The sequence below is a fragment of the Hungatella effluvii genome (genome assembly GCF_003201875.1).
In the GTDB taxonomy this organism is placed as follows: domain Bacteria; phylum Bacillota; class Clostridia; order Lachnospirales; family Lachnospiraceae; genus Hungatella; species Hungatella effluvii.
The window spans coordinates 13,489-33,954 of record NZ_QJKD01000009.1 but is presented as its reverse complement, the minus strand read 5'-3'; the positions used below and the strand labels follow the sequence as shown (position 1 = coordinate 33,954).

At 52.3% G+C, this 20,466-nt stretch carries 19 protein-coding genes and 1 tRNA gene; 1 reads left to right on the top strand and 19 read right to left on the bottom strand.

Features of this window, described 5'->3' with window-relative positions; all coding sequences use genetic code 11:
* Positions 1-86 precede the first annotated feature (86 nt).
* The 19 genes from DFR60_RS17060 to DFR60_RS16970 form a co-directional block, all read right to left on the bottom strand.
* Positions 87-158, bottom strand: a tRNA-Gln gene (locus DFR60_RS17060).
* Positions 159-297: 139 nt separating this feature from the next.
* On the bottom strand, positions 298-1,833 hold the full coding sequence (locus DFR60_RS17055) for an anti-sigma-I factor RsgI family protein (protein ID WP_110323992.1): 1,536 nt from the start codon (positions 1,831-1,833) through the stop codon (positions 298-300).
* A gap of 91 nt (positions 1,834-1,924) precedes the next feature.
* A complete protein-coding gene (locus DFR60_RS17050) occupies positions 1,925-2,497 on the bottom strand; it encodes an RNA polymerase sigma factor (RefSeq protein ID WP_110323991.1) in 573 nt (190 codons plus the stop codon).
* 77 nt (positions 2,498-2,574) lie between these two features.
* Complete coding sequence (locus DFR60_RS17045) at positions 2,575-3,753, bottom strand: cation diffusion facilitator family transporter (RefSeq protein ID WP_167437636.1); 1,179 nt, start codon at positions 3,751-3,753, stop codon at positions 2,575-2,577.
* 1 nt (position 3,754) lies between these two features.
* Positions 3,755-4,507 carry a tRNA pseudouridine(38-40) synthase TruA gene (truA, locus tag DFR60_RS17040; RefSeq protein ID WP_110323989.1) on the bottom strand — a complete coding sequence of 251 codons (753 nt, stop codon included), beginning with the start codon at positions 4,505-4,507 and terminating at the stop codon, positions 3,755-3,757.
* Positions 4,491-4,964: a VanZ family protein gene (locus DFR60_RS17035; RefSeq protein WP_110323988.1), complete on the bottom strand. Its 474-nt coding sequence runs from the start codon at positions 4,962-4,964 to the stop codon at positions 4,491-4,493. The genes truA and DFR60_RS17035 overlap by 17 nt, the downstream gene beginning before the upstream one ends.
* Positions 4,961-6,127, bottom strand: a complete 1,167-nt coding sequence (locus DFR60_RS17030) for an aminotransferase class I/II-fold pyridoxal phosphate-dependent enzyme (RefSeq protein WP_110323987.1) — start codon at positions 6,125-6,127, stop codon at positions 4,961-4,963. Before DFR60_RS17030 ends, DFR60_RS17035 begins: the two co-directional genes overlap by 4 nt.
* Positions 6,128-6,332: 205 nt before the next feature.
* Positions 6,333-6,929 carry a cytidylate kinase-like family protein gene (locus tag DFR60_RS17025; RefSeq protein WP_110323986.1) on the bottom strand — a complete coding sequence of 199 codons (597 nt, stop codon included), beginning with the start codon at positions 6,927-6,929 and terminating at the stop codon, positions 6,333-6,335.
* Positions 6,930-7,117: 188 nt separating this feature from the next.
* A complete protein-coding gene (gene deoC / locus DFR60_RS17020) occupies positions 7,118-7,804 on the bottom strand; it encodes a deoxyribose-phosphate aldolase (RefSeq protein WP_110323985.1) in 687 nt (228 codons plus the stop codon).
* A 21-nt stretch (positions 7,805-7,825) separates the two neighbouring features.
* Positions 7,826-8,989, bottom strand: a complete 1,164-nt coding sequence (locus tag DFR60_RS17015) for an iron-containing alcohol dehydrogenase (RefSeq protein WP_110323984.1) — start codon at positions 8,987-8,989, stop codon at positions 7,826-7,828.
* Complete coding sequence (gene xylB, locus DFR60_RS17010; RefSeq protein WP_110323983.1) at positions 8,982-10,568, bottom strand: xylulokinase; 1,587 nt, start codon at positions 10,566-10,568, stop codon at positions 8,982-8,984. Before xylB ends, DFR60_RS17015 begins: the two co-directional genes overlap by 8 nt.
* A 9-nt stretch (positions 10,569-10,577) precedes the next feature.
* A complete protein-coding gene (locus tag DFR60_RS17005; protein ID WP_110323982.1) occupies positions 10,578-11,564 on the bottom strand; it encodes an SMP-30/gluconolactonase/LRE family protein in 987 nt (328 codons plus the stop codon).
* 16 nt (positions 11,565-11,580) lie between these two features.
* On the bottom strand, positions 11,581-12,630 hold the full coding sequence (locus DFR60_RS17000; RefSeq protein ID WP_110323981.1) for a zinc-dependent alcohol dehydrogenase: 1,050 nt from the start codon (positions 12,628-12,630) through the stop codon (positions 11,581-11,583).
* Between the two features lie 52 nt (positions 12,631-12,682).
* On the bottom strand, positions 12,683-13,771 hold the full coding sequence (locus DFR60_RS16995; RefSeq protein ID WP_167437634.1) for a glycoside hydrolase family 88/105 protein: 1,089 nt from the start codon (positions 13,769-13,771) through the stop codon (positions 12,683-12,685).
* A 39-nt stretch (positions 13,772-13,810) separates the two neighbouring features.
* Positions 13,811-14,659, bottom strand: a complete 849-nt coding sequence (locus DFR60_RS16990) for a carbohydrate ABC transporter permease (protein WP_110323979.1) — start codon at positions 14,657-14,659, stop codon at positions 13,811-13,813.
* Positions 14,659-15,522 (bottom strand): carbohydrate ABC transporter permease, encoded by an 864-nt coding sequence (locus tag DFR60_RS16985; protein ID WP_110323978.1) that lies wholly within the window; start codon positions 15,520-15,522, stop codon positions 14,659-14,661. The genes DFR60_RS16990 and DFR60_RS16985 overlap by 1 nt, the downstream gene beginning before the upstream one ends.
* 68 nt (positions 15,523-15,590) lie before the next feature.
* Positions 15,591-16,982 (bottom strand): ABC transporter substrate-binding protein, encoded by a 1,392-nt coding sequence (locus DFR60_RS16980; protein WP_110323977.1) that lies wholly within the window; start codon positions 16,980-16,982, stop codon positions 15,591-15,593.
* Positions 16,983-17,144: 162 nt separating this feature from the next.
* Positions 17,145-18,011, bottom strand: a complete 867-nt coding sequence (locus DFR60_RS16975) for a response regulator transcription factor (protein WP_110323976.1) — start codon at positions 18,009-18,011, stop codon at positions 17,145-17,147.
* Positions 18,008-19,774, bottom strand: coding sequence for a sensor histidine kinase (locus DFR60_RS16970; protein ID WP_110323975.1), 1,767 nt, complete (start codon positions 19,772-19,774; stop codon positions 18,008-18,010). The genes DFR60_RS16975 and DFR60_RS16970 overlap by 4 nt, the downstream gene beginning before the upstream one ends.
* A gap of 242 nt (positions 19,775-20,016) precedes the next feature.
* Here DFR60_RS16970 and DFR60_RS16965 point away from each other — a divergent pair, with 242 nt between their 5' ends.
* Positions 20,017-20,415, top strand: a complete 399-nt coding sequence (locus tag DFR60_RS16965) for a PTS sugar transporter subunit IIA (RefSeq protein ID WP_110324141.1) — start codon at positions 20,017-20,019, stop codon at positions 20,413-20,415.
* The last annotated feature ends 51 nt before the right edge of the window (positions 20,416-20,466 follow it).

Here is a 20,466-nt window from a genome sequence, read left to right as displayed (position 1 = left end):
AGCCGTAGGTTTTTTGTAATAGCAGCAATTTCCTTAATACAAAAAAGCTTTCAAGCACAAGATTCTTATGCTTAAAAGCTTTTTAACTGGGCTACAAGGATTCGAACCTTGAAATGACGGAGTCAGAGTCCGTTGCCTTACCATTTGGCGATAGCCCATCAACACAACGGTTGTATTATACTATACGATATTCTCCTCGTCAAGCCCTTTTTCCATATTTTTTCTATTTTCTTTATTATTCCTTCAAATCAAACAGCTTAAACCAAATTTCGTATGCGGCAAATGACAGGATTCGCTTCACGCCGCGGGCGTCGCAGCTGTCTGCGGTTGGGTCTGTGGTTCCGTCGGCGCTTCCGTCGGAGGCTCGGCAGCCTGGGTACTCTCCGTCTCCGCTGCCGACTCTGTTTCGGCCGGTGATGTGGCAGAAGCCTCAGACGATTCCGTAGTCTGAGGCTGTGTTTCCGATTCTTTTGTTTCTTCTGTTTCCGGCGGCACTACCGGTTCCTCGTTAGCATCGCCATCCCCGATTACCGGAGTCTCGAAGGTTCCCTTCACCGTCGTCTGCTTCCCGTTCTTCGGGGATATTCCGCCGAGAACGAACGTATATGAGGTTCCGCCTTCCAGGCCGCTTACGTAGATCTCACATGTGGAGCTGTCCGTATCGCCAACCATGGCGGAATAAGTGGTTCCGCCCTCATCCTTTACCGATACGGTGGGGTTCTTCCACTTTACCTTTGTCTTAAAGTTGACGGTCACCACACCATTCTCATAATCGACGTAATCGATCTTGATCTTCGCGTCTGAGACCGGCACCTGCGCTTCCGTCGTCGGCGCCTCTGTCGTCATCACCGGCAGATCGGTGGGAGCCGGCGCTGTCGTCTGCGGAACCGGAGCCGCTGTCGTCTGATTCCCCGTCTCGGTCTCGGATTCCTCCGCCGTCGTCGTTTCCTCTGTCGTCGCCTCTGTTGTCACGGGCACTGTTGTGACCGGCTGCGTGGTCGTCTGGGCGGTGGTGGTCATATCCTCGCTCACACCCGCATGACCTCCTACCGCGTAGGAACGCTCTGTAATCTCCTTTGCAATCTCCTCCATGGTCAGAGGAGCCAGCTTCTCCATATCCTCCATGGTCAGAGCAGGATTCTGATCGATCAGTTCCTTCAAAAAATATGCTTTTCCATAGGATATTCCGTAATCGTCCGCCAGCGCCTTCACATCATCCTCTTCGATGACCTGCTGGTCGTATACCACGGCTTTCACCTGATTTTCTTCCAGGGAACTCTGAATATCATTCACGACCGACGACCGCAGGGCCGATGCCTTGCTGACACTGTCGTTTGAGACTGTTACAAGAATGGCGTTCTCCAGATCATCCAGGTAGCCATGGGTCACCATGGAACCAATCACCGCGTTCACCGCCACATTGAGATCAACACCCTTTAGATTCATGTCTTCCATAATGGCTTTCGCATCTTCGTTCAGCGGCTCCGCCTCCAGCACCCGGTTCTTCCGGTTCACGGACAGCTCCACGCTGGGATTGACATCGATGCCGATCACGGAGTCCACTTTTCCATTGCGGTACGTATAGGTGCCTCCGGCGACTGCCACCATACAGAGGCACGCCGCGGCCAAAGCTGCAACCACGCGCATCCGCTTTCGCATCACGGCGATGGAGCTCACAGCCCTGCCCGCCTCCTCATGCAGCTCCTCCGCTGCCATCTGGGGCGTACTCATATCGATTTTATCCAATACATTCGGAGTCAGGTCCATGACCGCAGACTTCAAATGCGCTTTTATCTGTTCTCTGTTCAGTTGTCTGTCGGTTTTGTAAAACATGAACACTTCCTCCTCTCTTTTTTATTCTTACATTACTTTTGCTCTTTGCGATTCTTCCCGGCATCTGCTCAGGAGATAGAACCCTTGATATTTATGATAAATAATTTTCTAATTTCTTCATGGCACGATTATATTTAGACAGGACGGTGGCCAGAGGCATGCCTAATGAAGCTGCGATCTCCCTGTGCTTCATCCCGGCAGTCGCGTGCAGAAGGACAATCTCCCTCTCCTCTTCTTTCAGGATCTTGAGCGCCGCGGCTAAAACCAGCTTATCTGCCGCCTGTTCAATCTCCGGGCATATTTCACCTGTCTCTTCGCCTTCCAGATCATCAAATGCGATATCCGACTCATGCTTCTGATTGCGAAACTTCATGTAGCATAGATTCCTGGCTATGGTAAACATCCATGCCAGAGGCTTCCCCTGGGACTTATAACCCGCAGCGGAAGTCCACACCTTCATATAGGTCTCCTGCATGATCTCTTCGGCATCCTGGGGATTCTTTACAATAGACAGGATAAACCCGTAAATTGACCGGTCTGTATTCTGATATAATTGTCTGAACGCTTCCTGGTCTCCCGTTCCAACCTTATTAAGGAGCACCTCATCGCTTAACCGGCCGTAGTCTTCCGGCCCATCAAGGCTCATCATACCCATAAACAACATGGAGTCGATTTCCTTTCTACTAAGTTAATGCAGGATGCTGTCTTCTTATTGCATATTATGGAAATTTTTTTGTTTCCTTATTCTTCCACGCCGAAGCCGCTTTCTGTCGTCATGACCAGACAGCATCTGCTATCCCGCTCTGCTACCTTCTCTGTTATCTCTATTCTGATCTGTTCTCTCGCCGCCCTGTCATAATCCCTTGGAACGACCAGATCAAAGATCAGATTAATCTGTTTATCGCCTTCAACCATACGAAAATCATGGAAACTGCACTTGGAATCGATGCTCTTAACGATAGTTTCCACCATTTCCTTAAATTCTGTTACCCTGCTGTCCTTTGTTTCAATCGGATCCATATGGATCACAAGAAAAATTCCGAAACGGCGCTGTGCCTCCCGTTCCACATAATCGATGACTTCGTGGGATTTTTCAATACTTACATCATTCGGTACCTCCGCATGGATCGACGCCATGCTTCTGGAAGGCCCGTAATTATGTACGATCAGATCGTGACTTCCCACAATTCCGTCAAAACTTTCAACAAATTCCGTGATCTCCCGGTAAAGCTTCGGATCGATGGGTTCTCCGATCAGGGGAGCCAAAGTGTCCTTGGCAATCCCGACACCCGCCCACATGACGATAAGCGACACGATAAGGCCTACGATTCCATCGATATTGAGCCCCCAGATTCCGTAAACCAGAATGGACAGTATGGTCGCTGAGGTTGTGCCCACATCGCCCATGGAATCCGCCGCGGTCGCCATCATGACAGAGGAATGGATCCTCTTTCCCAGTTTTCTGTTAAACATTCCCATCCACAGCTTCACGCAGATGGACATGAGAAGAATGACGATCGAAATATACTTAAACGTCATCTCTTCCGGATGAAGAATCTTGCCAAGAGACGTCTTAAACAGCGAAAAACCCACCTGGATGACGATAAATGCCACGATAAATGCCGCGATATACTCCACCCGGCCGTGTCCGAAGGGATGATCCTCATCCGCCGGCTTGCCCGCCATCTTCACGCCAATAAAGCCGATGATGGAGGAGGCCGCATCCGATAAGTTGTTAAATGCGTCAGCCATAACGGAAATGCTGTTGATCAGCAGACCGATAAACAGCTTCGCCGCAAATAAAAGCACATTGCAGCAGATGCCCACGGTGCTGGCCATCAGGCCATACTCCGTTCTCACGCCGATATCTCCCGTATTCTCGTAATCCTTAACAAAAGTCTTCACTAAAAAATCTGTCATGTTACTCCCTGTCCTCATACATAACCCGCTCCAGAAACAGACCTTCCGGCGGCGCCGTAAAGCCGGCCGCCTGTCGGTCCAGTTTCAGCAGGATTTCCTTCATTTCCTGTGGACTGCGCTCTCCGAGCCCAATCTCAATCAGCGTTCCCGTAAGAATTCTGACCATATGATATAAAAAACCGTTTCCCGTATAGCGGATCAACAGTTTCGTTCCTTCTTTTTCAAATGTGATATCCGAAATCGTCCTCACTGTGGACTTTTTCATCTTTTTATTGCCGCAGAAGCTCTTGAAATCGTGTTCCCCCAGAACACAGGCCGCCGCTTCCTCCATTCGTTTCACCGACAGAGGCTTTCCGAGCCCATAACAATACTTCCGCTCGAATACATCCTTCTTCGGTCCCATCTCAATCCTGTATAAATACGTCTTTTTCACAGCATTCAACCTGCTGTGGAACCTGTCCGGCACCGTCTCCACAGAGAGCACGGCGATATCCTCCGGCAGGTACTGATTAAAGTATGCCCTGATCTGGTCTTCCGTCATACCGGTATCTGCATGGAAATTAGCCGTCTGGGCCAGAGCGTGGACTCCGGCGTCTGTCCGCCCCGATCCGTGCACCTCCACCGGCCGTCCGGTGAGTTTCAGTAAAATCCCCTCCAGCTTACCCTGAAGCGTGTTTCCCGTATTGCCCTGTTTCTGCCAGCCGTCATAACGGCTTCCGTCATACTGAAGAACTATCTTATAATTTTTTATCACGTTTTTTTACTCCCGTCCTGCTTAAAATCCGTGCAGCTGCCATAAATACCATGGTTCCGAAGGCCGCCCCCGCACAGTCCAGCCAGACATCGCTGATCTGTCCTGACCGGCCGGCCACAAAAAGCTGTATCGTCTCATCGGTAAACGGCACCAGAAAGCTTACAAGCACCTGAGACAGAACGCGCCTGTCCAATGACAGGGCAAACGTCCGAAAACAGAGGCAGAGCAGAATTCCCAGCGCAGCGTATTCCGTAAAATGCGCTGTCTTGCGGATCACATGCTCTGTAATGATGGTGCTGTCCACGCCTCCCGCTGTCAGAACCTGCTGCACCAGTTTAAGCACCGCCCCGCTGTCCGCGGAGGAGAGGTCGGCCGTCTTCATGGAATTGGAGAAAATAAACAGCACGTAAAGCACCGCCGCGGCACGCCAGAGATACTGCCTCCTCTTCGCTGTCATCGCAGCATACCGCTTTCATCGACCAGCCTCGCCGCTTTTTTAAGCACGTCCTCATCCTGGACAAGGGCCAGCCTCACGTATCCCTCGCCGGAAGGTCCGAAGGCGCTTCCCGGAGTGACCAGAAGTCCTGCCTTTTCGGCCAGTTCCATGGCAAAGGAGGTGGAATCGGAAAAATTATCCGGTATCTTCGCCCACACGAACATGGTGGCCTCCGGCTTGTCCATCTTCCATCCAATCTCCGTCATACCGTCACACAGGGCGTCCCGTCTGCGCTCATAGGCCTTTCTCGTGGTCTCCACACAGGCCTGGTCTCCCGTAATCGCCGCGACCGCCGCCTTCTGGACAGGCAGAAACATGCCGTAATCCATGTTGGATTTCAGCATCTTCAAGTGGCTCACCACTTCTTCATTGCCCACACAGAAGCCGATTCTCGCACCGGCCAGCCCGTAGGTCTTGGACAGGGAGTTAAATTCCACGCCAACCTCTTTTGCACCTGGAAAATGAAGGAAGCTCCCGCAGGTCTTCCCGTCAAATACCAGCTCGCTGTACGCGTTGTCGTGCAGGACGATGATGTCATACTTTTTCGCAAACGCGATGACCTCCTCGTAAAAGCAGTCCGGCGCCATGACCGTGGTCGGATTATTCGGGTAAGAAATGACCATGAGTTTCGCCTTTTTCGCCGTCTCTTCCGGAATCTCGCTCACATCGATGATGTATCCGTTTTCCTTTCTCTGAGGCATATAAAAAAGGGTGGCACCCGCCAGAAGAGGACCATCCGCAAAAACAGGATAACAGGGATCGGGAACCAGAACGACATCTCCCTCATCGGCAACAGACAGCGCAATATGGGCCAGTCCTTCCTGAGATCCCAAAAGAGAACAGATCTCCGTCTCCGGATTCAGGCTCACGCCGTAGCGCCTCTCATACCACTGGGCTGCCGCCTCCAAAAGCTCCTTCTGGTCGCTGATGGCATAGACGTAATTCTTCGGATCCGCGGCCGCCTCGCACAGGGCATCGGTAATATGCCTGGCCGGAGGAATATTAGGCGCCCCCACGCCTAAATCGATCACGATCTCTCCCCGCTCTTCCTTCTGTCTTTTTATCTCCAGTAATTTAGAAAATATTCCTTCTCCGAACCGGTCCATTCTCTCAGCAAACTGCATCGATTTCTTTCCACCTCGCACTTCCATCAAGATTTTATCAAAATCCATAATGTATATTATTATAGTACAAAGGTGGACATAATACAAGAAAATTCCCCAAAAGCCGTCTGCCCGACTTCTGAGGAATCTGATATCCATATTCACGGCCGCAAAGCTCTGCGTACTGCATCAGGCCTGTCCCGCTCCGGGGCGTATCGTATTTATTCTACTGCACCGATTCCAAATAGGCCAGGACCGCCTTCAGGCAGCCGTCCACGCCCACCAGACCGCTTTCCAGAGAAAGGTGGTAGTTCTGGGCCTTTCCCCATTCATTGCCGGTATAATACTGATAGTAATCCTTCCGTTTCCGGTCCACCTCGCGGATTCTGCTCTCCATCTTCACAGGATCGACGCCTGTCTCCAGGGAATTCATACGTCTGATCCGGTCCTTCATCCTGGCGTAAATGAACAGATTCACACTGTTCTCCAGAACCATGTCCGCGCACCGTCCAACGATCACACAGGGGCCCTGGTCCGCCAGCTTCCGAATCACCCTGGACTGCGCCAAAAAGATCTGATCCGACATGGGAACCTGATAGATGGAAGAAAATGGCGAGTAGAAATGGCGGTCCAACGGATCTTTTATGAACGGCATGTTCTCATCATAATGAAGAAATGCGTCCTCCGGCATGTCGCTCTCCTCCGCAGCCATGGAAATCAATTCCTTATCGTAAAACGGAATTCCCAGACTCTCAGCCAGTTTCACTCCCAGTTCACGCCCGCCGCTTCCAAATTCACGACTGATTGTAATTGCTCTTTCCATAAACCATTCCTCCTTGTCCTGAGCACTCAAAACGGCTGAAACAGGCCGCATGTGTACGATGTATGTGCTAAAACTCATACCTGCATTGTACCACATCCGGCCGTTTCTGTACACCATTTTGCATACCGTTTCTGCGTGCCTGTCCGGGAGTCTTTATAAGAGTCTCTTCAGGTTATGACAAACATGCTTCAGGACCCGCGCTGCCGTGCTTTCAGTTCCTCCACGATCGAAACACTGGCCGTCGATCCGATCCGGCTCACCCCCATACCGATCATCTCAAGCGCCGTGTCAAGCGTTCGGATTCCCCCCGCCGCTTTTATCTTCACCGCATCTCCCACCATCCGTTTCATCAGCATGATATCAGCAGCAGTGGCCCCGCCGCTACCAAAGCCAGTAGAGGTCTTGATAAAATCGGGCCGCACCTCCAGGGCAATCCGGCAGAGCGCCTCCTTCTCCTGATCCGTTAAATAGCAGTTTTCAAAGATGACCTTGGAGATTACTCCCGCCTTTCTGCACACCTCCACGATGGAAGCCATCTCCCGTTCCACGTATCCATAGTTCTTCTCTTTCAGCTCCGTCAGGTTTACGACGTAGTCGATCTCATCGGCCCCGTTTCGTATGGCCTCTTTCGTCTCATTGGTCTTGTCGTTGATCGTCGTCTGACCCAGCGGAAAACCGATGGCGGCTCCCACATGGACATTGGAGCCGGAAAGCAGCTCTCTGCACAGAGCCACCGGGGCCGGATTGATGGCTACCATCCGGAATGCGTATTCTCTGCTCTCCCTGCACAGCTTCTCAAAATCGGCCCGTACCGCATAGGCCTTCAGCTGGGTGTGATCAAAATACCCGGCCAGTTCCTTTGGCGTTATCTTCATGTCTGTCTCCCTCCTCATTCCTTACCTGGCCAGCTCCAGAATCTCCATTACCGCCGTCTGGTCCAGTTTTTCCATGCTTCCCAGGCTGCCGCCCGCAACTGCGCGCCCGGCCATTCGTAAAAACTGGCTGTCATCGATTCCGGCCTCTGTGAGCGTGGTAAAAAGCCCCAGTCTCCGGAAGAAATTATCCAGGCAGCTGATTCCCAGCGCGGCCAGCTCATCCTCCCGCTTATCCTCCGCTTCGATTCCGAATACCCTTTCCGCAAACTGTGCAAAACGCGCCGGATTTCTCCTGCTCACAGCCTTCATCCACGCCGGAAATACGATGGCCAGCCCCGCTCCGTGGGCAATGTCGTACAGGGCGCTCAGCTCGTGCTCAATGTTATGGCTGGCCCAGTCCTCTTCCCTTCCTTTTCCCAGCAGTCCGTTGTGGGCCACATTTCCCGCCCACATGAGTTCGGCCCACACCTCGTACCGGCCCGGATCCGCTAGTGCCAGCGGCGCATTATGGATGATCGTCTTCATGGCCGCCTCACAGAGACGGTCTGACAGCTCCGTGTTACCATTGGGAGAGAAATACCGTTCCATCACATGGGCCAGTATATCGGCGCTTCCCGCTGCAATCTGCCGTTTCGGAAGCGTGTAACAGAGCTCCGGATTTAAAATAGCAAATTTCGGATACAAAAGCGGTGAGCAGAACGACTTCTTCTCATTCTCCTCCTCTCTCGTAATCACGCTGCCGTCACTGCTTTCGCTCCCGGCCGCCGGAATGGTCAGGACCACCCCCGTGGGAAGGACTCTCTCCGGCCGCTTCTCCGTATGGTAAAAATCCCACACATTGCCCGGATATAAGACGCCTGCCGCAATGGCCTTCGCCGTGTCAATCACGCTGCCTCCTCCTGCTGCCAGCACGAAATCCAGCCCTTCTCTCCTGCACAGTAAAATCCCCTGGCGCACCAGCGACAGTCTGGGATTGGGACGGACGCCCCCCAGCTCCCGGTATTCCACTCCCGCCACTGTCAGTGATTTTGTGATCGCACCGTACGTCCCCGCAGCTTTTAAGCTCTCTCCTCCATACAGCAGCAGAATCCGCCTGGAGTAAGCGGCCGTTTCCCGCCCCACCTCGTTATGGGTTCCCCTTCCAAACAGGATGCGGGTAGGATTGTACCAGATAAAATTATTCATGTTTTTCCCCCATCTCTTTCCGATAAGCGCCCAGTTCGCCATAGACTCCCGTCAGAGCGTCATACGCATGGTTAAAGATCTCATACAGGCGGTCGTACCGCAGACGGTTTTCCCCCCTCGGCATCACCGTATCCACGATGGCGTTAATCCTTTTCGCCTCGGAGAAATCCTGGTATATTCCCACTCCCACGCCGGCGCACACCGCCGCGCCCATGCTGGTTGCCTCCTCCCGGTATGCCGGTATTTTTAATGGCATCTGGAAGATATCTGAGAGAATCCGGGGCCACGTCTGCCCCTTGGCACCTCCGCCGATGAGCATCAGCTCCTTCATCTCACGTTCCCGCCGCATACTCTCTAAAATAACCCGCAGATTGAAACCAACGCCTTCCAGCACGGCCCTGGATAAGTCATGTTTTCCGGTCGTCACCGACATGCCCAAAAAGGCGCCTCTGGCATCCGGATTCCAGCGCGGTGAGCGCTCCCCCAGAAGATAGGGCAGGTATAGAAGACCGCCCGCTCCCGGTGTGGATTCCATGATTCCCCTGTTGATCCGCTCATAAGGGCTTTCTCCTGTTTTCGCGGCCTCCTCCATCTCTCCGCGGCACAGCGTATTGCGGTACCACTGATAGGAATAGCCTGCCGCCTGCATGGTACCGCAGGGAGTATAGAGCTCCGGGTCTAAATGAACCCAGTTAAATGTCCGCATCTCAGGATCGAATAACGGCTTCCTCGACGCCAGCGATATCCAGGACGATGATCCCAGCACCAGATAGGCGCTCCCCTCATCCACTACACCGGCCCCGACACAGGCGCAGCTTCCATCCCCGCCTCCGATCACGACAGGAGTTCCTTCTAAAAGTCCGGTGGCCTCTGCGGCTGCTTTCGTCACGCCCCCGGCGATATCGGTCGATGGATGCAGCTCCGGAAGCAGCTCTTCATCGAGGTCCAGTGCCCTTAATATCTCTTGGGACCACAATTTCGCCCGGATATCGAAGAGATTCGTTCCCGAAGCGTCGCTGTAATCCGTCACAAACTTCCCCGTCAGACGGCAGATGATGAAATCCTTGGCATGCAGCATCTTATAACAGCGGCGATAGACGTCCGGCTCGCGGCGGCGCACCCATAAAAGCTTTGCCGCGGAATAGGAGGCGCTGAGCCGGTGGCCCGTAATCTCATATCCGCGCTCCATACCGATACGTTCCACCATCCACCGTTCCTCTTCCACCGCTCTCGTATCCGCCCAGATAATCATCGGGCGCAGGGGATTCCCCTCCCGGTCCACAGGCAGGCAGCCCATCATCTGGGCGCTGAAGGACACGGCGGCTATCCTTTCCGGCCGCATCCCTGTTTTTTCCAGAAGCTCTCTCGTCGACGCACAGACCGCATTCCACCAGTCCTCCGGGTCCTGTTCCACAAACCCCGGCTGCGGGTAACTCGTTGGATATTCGTGAACACAGCTGGCCACCAGCGTTCCGTCCGCGCGGTAGAGTGTGGCCTTATTTCCGCTGGTTCCCAGATCGTGGGCCAGAATACAGGTGTCCCCGCGGTCCCCCGCATTTCCTAAAGTTCCCTGTCCCATGGTGCCTCCTTACAGCGGCAGCTGCACCAGTGCAGCCGGCATCTCATGTTTTAAATTCACCTTTCCCGGTCCCGTCACAAGGTCGAAGCAGGAGGCGATAATCCGGCCGTCCCATACAATCGGCTCCCCTGGCTGATCCAGTCCCCCGTCCGCGCCTTTGCAGTCCGGGCTCTGGGCAATCCGCCGTACCGTTCCTCCGGGTGTCACCTGCACGATCGCATTGGCACAGAAATCCGCGATATACAAGTTTCCTTCCTCGTCGAATATCATTCCATCCGTGCTTTTAAGCTCCTCCGGATCCCGGGCGAACAGCGTGTTCTCGTCCAGACTTCCGTCCTCCTTAAACGTAATCCGGTAAACGGCTCCGTCCCCGAAATTCCCCACATAGAGCCGTCCTTCCTGATCGAAGACGATCCCGTCGGCGCCATACTGGCAGTCCGGATTCTCCGTCACAAAGGTGGCGAAGATATGGCGGTCCTCCAGGGTATTGGTGATCTGAATCCCTTCCTCGTCAAGGCCGAACCGGTATACGCAGCTCACCAGCTTTCCATCCGGCCTCCTGACCGGATGCAGATAACTCTGTGTGACGTACATGTACCCGCCTCTGATCCGGATACCGTTAGGATGCTCCATGTGTTCCGCTACGACAACGGTCTTTAAGATGGTTCCTTCCTCATCTACCGTGAGCTTCAGGATTCTGCCCTTGTACAGCAGCTCTTCCCGTTCGCTCCAGCCCTGGTTATCGCAGAGATAGAGATTCCACTCGTCATCGAAGGCGATCCCCATATTTCTGGCCACTCCGGTCTCCGGATGGACCGGTACGTCGAACCACTTTCGCACATGGCCCTCTTTATCGATCCGGACCACACAGCCGGAAATGCTGTCATCCGCGTAATTCGGACAGGACAGCACCAGATTTCCATGGCGGTCAACTGCCATCCCGTCAGGTGTGCATACGTACTCGGGCAGCGTGCAAAACAGTCTGCTCTCTCTCATTCCAACTCCTCCATTTCTAAAATCGAACCACGATTTTCTTCGTATCCGGCTTCTTCGCCTCGATCAGTTCAAATGCGTCGGTGATCCGCTCAAAGGGGATCACATCGGAGATAAAGTCCATGGGATCCAGGACCCCCTGGTTAATCCACGCCATAATCTGGGAATGAGCTTCCCCTTCCTCCTTCTTGCTGGGCCACTGCACAAACTGGAGCGTCCAGTTATAGGGGGCGCTGCTCCAGTCCAGCTTCATGGTCAGTTCAGGAGAGATACCGTAGCAGCAGATTTTTCCGTTGTATTTCAACAGCCCCATCGCCTCATTAATCAGTGCATTGACGCCCACCGCGTCCACTACATAATCCACACCATCCGGAAAAATCCGCTTCACCTCCTCAGCCACATTGCAGGAGGCAGAATGAAACGCATAATCGGCCCCCATCCGCCTCGCGGTCTCCACCTTTTCCTCCAGAATATCCGTTGTGACGACCGTCTTAAGTCCCAGCAGCTTTAAAAACCTGGTAAAACAGAGCCCTACCGGACCCGCACCGAATATTACCGCGGTCTCATTAGGCTGGAATCCGAACCTACGGATGGCGCTTAACACCTCCCGAAACGTGATGATCATGGAAGCGCCCACCGCATCCACCCGATCCTCCGGCCGGATAACGGTCTGAGCCGCATACGCCTCGTTCCACTGTTTTGTGCCAGGGCCCATCCCATGGCGTACGGCGCTCTTCTCATCTCCCACCACACAGTATTCCGCATAGGCGCCCCAGCCCGGAACGTATCCGTCGGCCGCCTCCTCCAGAAATGGGAGCAGCACACGGTCACCCACATGGAGGTTTTCCACAAATTCTCCCGTTTTTACCACTTTTCCCACACCTTCGTGCCCCAGTATGGCGGGGTATGTGTGGAAATTCTTAAATGTCCTGTGAATCAGCTTCATATCCGTTCCGTTGCACACCCCGCAGCTCTCCATTTTCACGAGAGCCTGGCACGGGCCAATCTGCGGCATACTTATCTCTTCCACCGATAAACGGCCTTCCCCATCTACAATTAATGCTTTCATACGCTTCTCCTTTTTTGTTTGCCCGGAATGCATTGGTCTATTCAAACAGTACCTAGCCAATCGCTGTCACCAGAGCCCATAGGCAGCCGCATACCGCCTCCTGCGCATTCACGGTCTTGGGATAATGGATATAGTCCTCATAACAGTTCTGGACGCAGAGCCCCTGACACGCCGTATGGACATCAGGCAGCCCGTCTTTCCCCGGTACGATACGGGCAAGAAGCCCTTCGTATCCTTTTCTTAAGATCCGCTCCGCCGTCTCCTCCGGCACCATTCCCTTATCCACCGCCCATTTCCAGGTGTACAGAAACATGGCGCTTCCCGAAGTGTCACACCAGTTATCCACGTCATCGGTCCGGTCCACCACCTGTCTCCACAGACCATTCTCCCGATTCTGATATTTTTCCAGGCCGGCCAACAGCTGTTTCAGCTGATTCTCCACCTTCCCCTTTCCCTCGTAACCGGTGGGAAGGAGATCGAGAACTTCAGTCAGAATCAGGGCATACCATCCCAGTCCCTCGCTCCAGACACATCCTGACCTGCCATCCGGCCCGGCCCAAGGAGCCAGACAGTCCTCACTGTAGGCGTGGACCAAAAGACCGTCGTGCGCATGGCAGTACCGGTAAATCAGTTCCAGCTGCAGCACCGCCTCGTCAAAACACTCCGTCTCCTCGAATACGGCACCGTACCGGCATAAAAACATCTGCCCCATAAAGACGCCGTCCACCCACATTTCTCCCGGAAACTCGGTACGGTTATGAAGAAACCCTCCTTCTCTCGTCCGCGGATAATCCCGGTAGGTTTCCCGGATCTTTCTGCATGCTTCCTCAAACCGTTTCTCCCCCGTCTGCTCATACAGCCAGACCAGCACAGCCCCAGTCATCATGTCGTCCATGCTGCATCCCGTAAAGCCCCGGACACTTCCGTCCTCCGCCACATGATCCATACAGTATGCAAGCACATATTGGAAGTACAACTCATCCCCTGTTTTCTCCCATAAATGAATAAACCCCATCAACAGATAGCCCTGCGGATAGCTCCATGAACGGTATGGATACTCATCCGCCTTTGGATACCGTTTCTGTATGGCCGCCGCCAGTTCCCGCGCCCTTCCGGGCAGGTCCGTTCTAATTATTTTCATTTTGCTTCTCCTTGCTATGAACATTTTGATAAATCCCAACTATCCCTTAACCGCCCCTGCAGTCACTCCCTGCACGATGAATTTCTGTATAAACAGGAATAAGAAAAACATGGGAATAATCGAGAGGAGGCACGCCGCAGACGCCAGATTCAGATACGAGATCTGCTGCCCGATAAAAGACTGCTGCGCCACGGGCAGTGTCCTCACCGCTTCCTTGGAGACCACAACCAGGGCAATCTGATAGTCATTCCAGATTCCCAGTGCCGATAATACGACAACCGTCATGGTAACCGGTTTTAATAATGGAAAAACAATTCTCCAAAAGATCCCCATCCTGCTGCATCCGTCGATCGCCGCCGCTTCCTCCAGCTCCACTGGAACGGTTTTGATAAAGCCGCAGTAGAGGAAGATATCAAATCCCATCTGAAATCCCACAGACACGAGCACATAGGCTGGACGGCTGTTTAAGAGATGAAGGTTCATCAGATTCTTATAGAGAGGAAACATGATTGTCTGAAAGGGCAGCATGACGGAAGCCAGGAAAATGTACTGCCAGATTCCGTAAAACCGGTTATTTCCCCGCCGCACCACGATATAAGCCGCCATAGAACAGATGAGAACCAGAACAATGACTCCGCACACGGTAGATACCGTGGAATTGGTAAAGGCCCTCAGAAAATCAGATTTCTGCACCGCCTCCACAAAATTCTGAAGATAGAGCGTATCCGGAAATGCGAGGGGGTTCTTAAGCATGGTCGCCTCCCTCGGCTTAAACGCATAGATAATCAAGACGTAAAACGGCGCCAGAAACAGAATCGTCACACACCACATGACCAGGCTCAGCAGGATAAAACGCCGGCCGGAGGCCGTATGTAATTTCTTTCCCATCACAGCTGCACCTCCCTCTTCCGCAGAAGCTTCGTAACCACTCCCGTGATTACCACCACGAAGATCAGCATCACCAGGCCGGCCATCTGCCCGTATCCGGCCCTGTTATTCGTGAAAAAATGATTGTATACGAACAGAGAAAACGTCTCGGACGCCTTTCCCGGTCCCCCATTGGTTGCCGCCTTCGGATAATCGAAGACTTTTAACCCATATCCCAGCCACAGTGTGACACAGGTGGTAAAGGCCGGGGCCAGCATGGGAAATGTCACGTTCCAGAAGGACTGCCACGCGTTTGCCCCATCGATTCGGGCCGCCTCCTTTAGGTCTCCGGGCACCGACTGAATACCGGCGTTGTAGATCACCATGGCCAGTCCCGTATCCCTCCACAGACACATCAGGGCAATTCCCGGAATCACCGTGGTCAGCTTGGTAAGCGGACTTACAATACCGAAATTCACCGGAAATACGTCTCCATAGATTCTCTGCCAGATAAATGCCGTGATTACCAGGCTGGCGATAATCGGAAGGAACATGGCGCTTTTCAGGAACCGGTTGCCCGCAACGCTGGAGTTTAATCCCACAGTTATGGCCAGTGCCAGGATGTTGACGCCGATGCAGGTAATCACCGTGTACTCCATGGTATTGGAGACTGCATTGATCGTCTGTGTATCGTGAAACAGGGCGGTTAAGTTCTTAAGCCCCACAAAATCATACTCCTTCGACAGACCGTTCCAGTTTGTGAACGCAATCCCGAACGCCTGAAAAAATGGGACCGCGATAACGAAAAGGAACACAAGGGCGGCCGGGAGTAAAAACATGAAATCAACACTGTTTTTCTTAACAGACTTCCATCTGCCTTTCATAGCATACGCCTCCTTTAGGAAAAAGGGAGCCGCCGCGTTTCCGACCGCTCCCTTTTCGTCAATTCCCGTCAGCCCCCTGTAGCCCGGATATTGTCAAATGATTTCTGCCACTTCTCGATCACAGTCTCCGGAGAATCCCCCGCAATTCTTCCCTCGATGTATATCTTGTCAAAATCCTGGTAATACTGGCCCGCCAGGCCCGGATTCATCTCAAAATAGTATCCCTTTTCGTCCAGGACCTTCGTAAAGATCATAAGAAGCGGATCCGGATTATCCGCGCTGACGCCCGAAAGAGCACTGATACAGCCCGATGCGTTGGCCCATACTTTTCCCGCCTCCGGTGTCAGAACAAACTCTGCGAACAGCATGGCCTCTTCCATGTGCTTGCTCCCCGATGAAATCATGAAGGAGTCATCGGCGTTGGCCGGCATATAGTTCTTTGCCGGATCGTCAGACCATGGATAATACGTAAATCCAAACTCATCCGTATTGCCTGCTGCCTTCTGAGCAATACGGATATCGGAAATCGCCCATGTTCCCTGCATCATCATGGCTGCGTCGCCGCGTCCGAACTGCGCATACTGGTCGGAAGCCTGCTGGCTTGCCGCCTTCTCATCTACCAGCGCGTAATCGCGAACCAACTGCTGGCCGTGTGTAATAATGTCCACAAACTCCGGATAATCGGAAAACTTCTTTTCACCGCTCATCAGTTTCTCAAAAATCATCGGATCGGCAACCATCGGTCCCGTAAAAGTCTGGCCCTCGATGATGATATTCTCTGTCCATGATTCCGCATAACCGGAAGCCAGCGGAACCATTCCCGCATCCTTTATCTTCTGGCAGGCCTCTAAAACTCCCGACATCGTATCTAAATCCTCTGGCTTCACTCCCGCCTTCTCCAGCATGTTTTTGTTGTAATAGAAGCCGTATCCGCCTCTGTCCAGAGGAATTCCATAGATTTTTCCGTCCAGTGATATGGAATCGATACAATTCTTATCGATATTATCCGGGAAAATGGAGGGATCCAGCGGTTCCACCAGCTCGGCTTCGATGACCTCCGGCGTCTCAAACGGCCGGTAATTGATGAAATCAGGCGCATTGTCCGCCGCTACCCGCTGTTTGTACTGATTGATAAAATCATCTCTGGAAAGGAACTCCACCTCGATCTTAATGTTCGGATACTTCTTCGTAAATGCTTCCGACAGCGCTACCAGTCCGTCTTTCTTTCCCTGTTCCCCCATGTGGTGAAGAAATGTCAGTGTGACTTCCTCTTTGCTCTCCTCCTTTTTCTCTTCCTTTCCCTCCTCCTTCTTTGCCTCTGCTTTTGCTTCTGTCTCTGCCTGAGCAGCGCTCTCCGTCTCTCCGGTCTTCCCGGATCCCGAGCTGCATCCTGTCACGGCCGCGATAGCCATACATGACGCCAGTGCCAGACTAACCCATCTTTTTTCTCTCTTTCTCATATCTCTTCTCCTTTTCTTTGTTCTTGGGTTTCCCACTGACACTATTGTATATCATTCAACATGCACAAACAATTTAACATAAATGATATTTTATTAGTTATTATGACGTCTTTTATCTGCCGTGCCAAATTACCAGGCAGACGCCTGATAGGGATAAATGTATTACGTTCCGTTCTGAATATACTCCGTCGGTGATTTTCCTGTTTCTTTTTTAAAAAACTGATAGAAATACGCATAATTGTCGATTCCCACCATGTTGGATACCTCGTAGACCTTATATCTGCCCTCACGGAGCAGCTGGACCGCTGTCTCCAAGCGAATCTGATTGAGAACGTCGATAAAACTCTTCCCCGTATCCTTTTTGATCAGCCGGCTTAAATGAGCCGCCGACAGTCCCACATAGTCGGCCAGTTCCGTCAGACTGATCTTCCTGCTTAAGTTTTCCCGCATATACGCCAGCGCCCGGCGCACCACTATGGCATAGTGCTCCTCCTTCTTCTCTTCCAGATACTGCATATGCTCCTCGCGGATCATTTCAGTCAGAATTTGATTTTCGGTCAGGCCGAAGGTTCCATTGAGGCTTACATTTCCGGTCAATTTTTCATCTCTTCCCAGACTTCCTACTCTGCTCAGACCTCCGCCTCCGTACCTCCTCTCCATGCTCCCTCCGGCAATCCGCCTCACCGTCTCCACCAGTTCCTTATTTTCAATCGGCTTCAGCAGAATATCCGCGGCCCCCAGCCGCAGCGCCTGCTGCGCATACTGAAACTCGTCAAAACCGGTAATGACAATCGACGAAAACTTATCATACTCCTCTTTCAAGGCCTTAACCATCTCCAGGCCATCCATTCCAGGCATTTTAATATCGGTGATGACGATGTCCGGATGATGCTCCTTCGCATATCGAAGTCCCTCGATTCCATTCGTCAGCCTTCCCTCGATTTCGCAGCCCATGGCCGCCCAGTCGATGGTCTCGCAGACAGCCCTCCGGACGAGAGCATTGTCATCGACTACCATAATTTTAATCATGTAAATCCCCCGTTTCTGTCGATGGCAGGAAGGGCTACCTTCACGACGGTCCCCTTCCCTACCTGGCTCGACACTGTAATCCCGTACTCCTGCCCGTACAGAATTTTTATCCGTTTCTCCACGCTGACCAGGCCGAAATGGCTGGAACTGTCTTCCTCCGCGCTGACAGAAAAATCGCAGTACCGTTTCAGAGTCTCCTCGTCCATTCCCACTCCGTTATCTGCAATCTGTATTACTACGGCCGCTTCTCCCTTCGGCCCGGCTATCAGATCCGATGAGACAAAGATCACTGCCCCCTCGCTTAAATTCTCCACTCCATGAATAACCGCATTTTCCACCAGCGGCTGTAAAAGCAGAGAAGGCACCTGGCACTCCTCCGCCTGCGGTTCCACATCAAAAAATACCTCCAGCCGGTCCTCCATCATGAATTTCTGAACCTCCAGATAGTCACTGACATAGCTGAGCTCCTCCCTCAGCGTCACAGTGCTCTTTCTCCGGTTAATGGCCACACGCATCAGCCGTCCCAGAGACGTACAGATGGAGGCGATTGTGTCCTGTCCGTTTAATTTGGCAACGGCATTTAAGGACTCCATGGCATTGAAAATAAAATGCGGATTCACTCTCGCCTGAAGTGCCCCGTACTCCGCCTGAAGCGCCTTATACTCCGCCTGCTCCGTCTCCAGCTTCTGTCTGGCCAGATGCTCCACCATGTCCTGCAAGCTGACTGCCATATCGTTGAATGCAATGGTAATCTGGCCGATCTCATCTTTGGAATAGGGGACGGAGAGCGTGGTCCACTCCCCCTGCTTGAGGCGCTGGATGTGGTCATACAGCTGGCGGATTCCCCTCGTAATACTGCCAGAGATCACCGCGGCGCAGATTACCGCCGCCAGTATGGTCGCAGAACAGACGATCAGAATCGCCACCAGCATCTGATTCATGGGGCCGAAAAGCTCCTGCTCGTTAATAAGATAGATCACGTTCCACTTCTTGTCCTCGGTTTCCTTATTTCGGACCAGATAGCTCCTGCTTCCGCTCCTGATTAAATGGCGGGAATCACCGGATTCCCTGCTCTTCTCCAGTATAGATGCAGGATTTAATTGTTCGCCATTCTTTCCAAAGATCACATCCCCCTCCGGGTTTAAGATGGTAACCTTTCCATTTTTGCTCTGTTCCAGTGCCAGAAACTGACGTTCAAATATATCCCTGCTGATCCCCACCGCGATCACACCGTCATACTCCAGCCTGACCGGACTGTAAATGGACCGGATCATGTAGACCTTTTCCGGCTCTGAGGCAAAACACCTCCAGATGGCACCCTTCGGTATTTCTTTTCTGTTGACCCGGATATAGTCTGATATCTCCTGGTTCACATCCTTAAAACTCTGCGTTTTATAATCATAATAGGTAATCACCGAGCTGTTGTCCAATGCGTAGAAATCCAGGATCGGCGACCTCGATGTGTTTCTCTGATTCACAAAGGAAGCCACGGCGCGGCGGTTATAATAGATATTACTGTCTTTTTTATTTAAATAGTTGCCGAATAAATCCCAGTTCTGCACCATATTTAACATCGTATCCTCATATTCCCGTGTTCTCGTTCCGATGTTGACGGCGATCTGGTCGACCAACGTCTCCACGTACACCCCCGTGCTGTCCAGCTGACGTCTTATGTAAACCGAGCTGATAATCCCTCCCGCCGCCAGAATACCGGCTGTAATCAAGGATACACTGGTCAGAAGTATCTTTTTTCCAATTTTCATACTGCAATCCCCCGATTTTTAACAGAATGTTCTGATTTTATTCTAAGCTTTTCCTGAAGAGATAGCAATTCTGTTTTTGGTGGAAATTATTAGGTTTTCTGACTTTTCTGGAAACCGGGAAGGAAACAGGGAAAACAGCATCCGGAAAGGGACGGGGAATTGCGTTTTTTTTGTATATAGTATATGATATAGGAGATTATAAAATAAAAGCTGCAGCAGATACAAGAAGAATGGAGAAACGCATGATAGGATTGATTATCACAGGACATGGGCAGTTTGCCTCCGGATTGGTCAGCGCGCTGGAATTGCTGATTGGACATCAGGAGCTGCTGACTGCCGTGGATTTTGAATCCGGGCAGAGCTGGGACACATTGATGGAACATTTAAAAGATGCAGTTGGAACCATGCAGACTTGTGACGAGCTTCTCATACTGTGCGATATGATCGGCGGATCTCCTTATAAATGTGCCGCCGCGCTGGCAGATGCAGACTCGCGGCTGACGGTTCTATATGGAATTAATCTGGGTATGGCGCTGGAACTTGCCATTCGATGCAGGATGGGACTGGACAATGACGCACCCGCGCTTGCCGGAGAGATGGTCGCTACCGGAAAGGCACAGATCGGAACGTACCGGTCGTAACCGGAAAAGTGCAACAGGAAAAAGCAGGAGGAATGGAATTGAAACCGTACC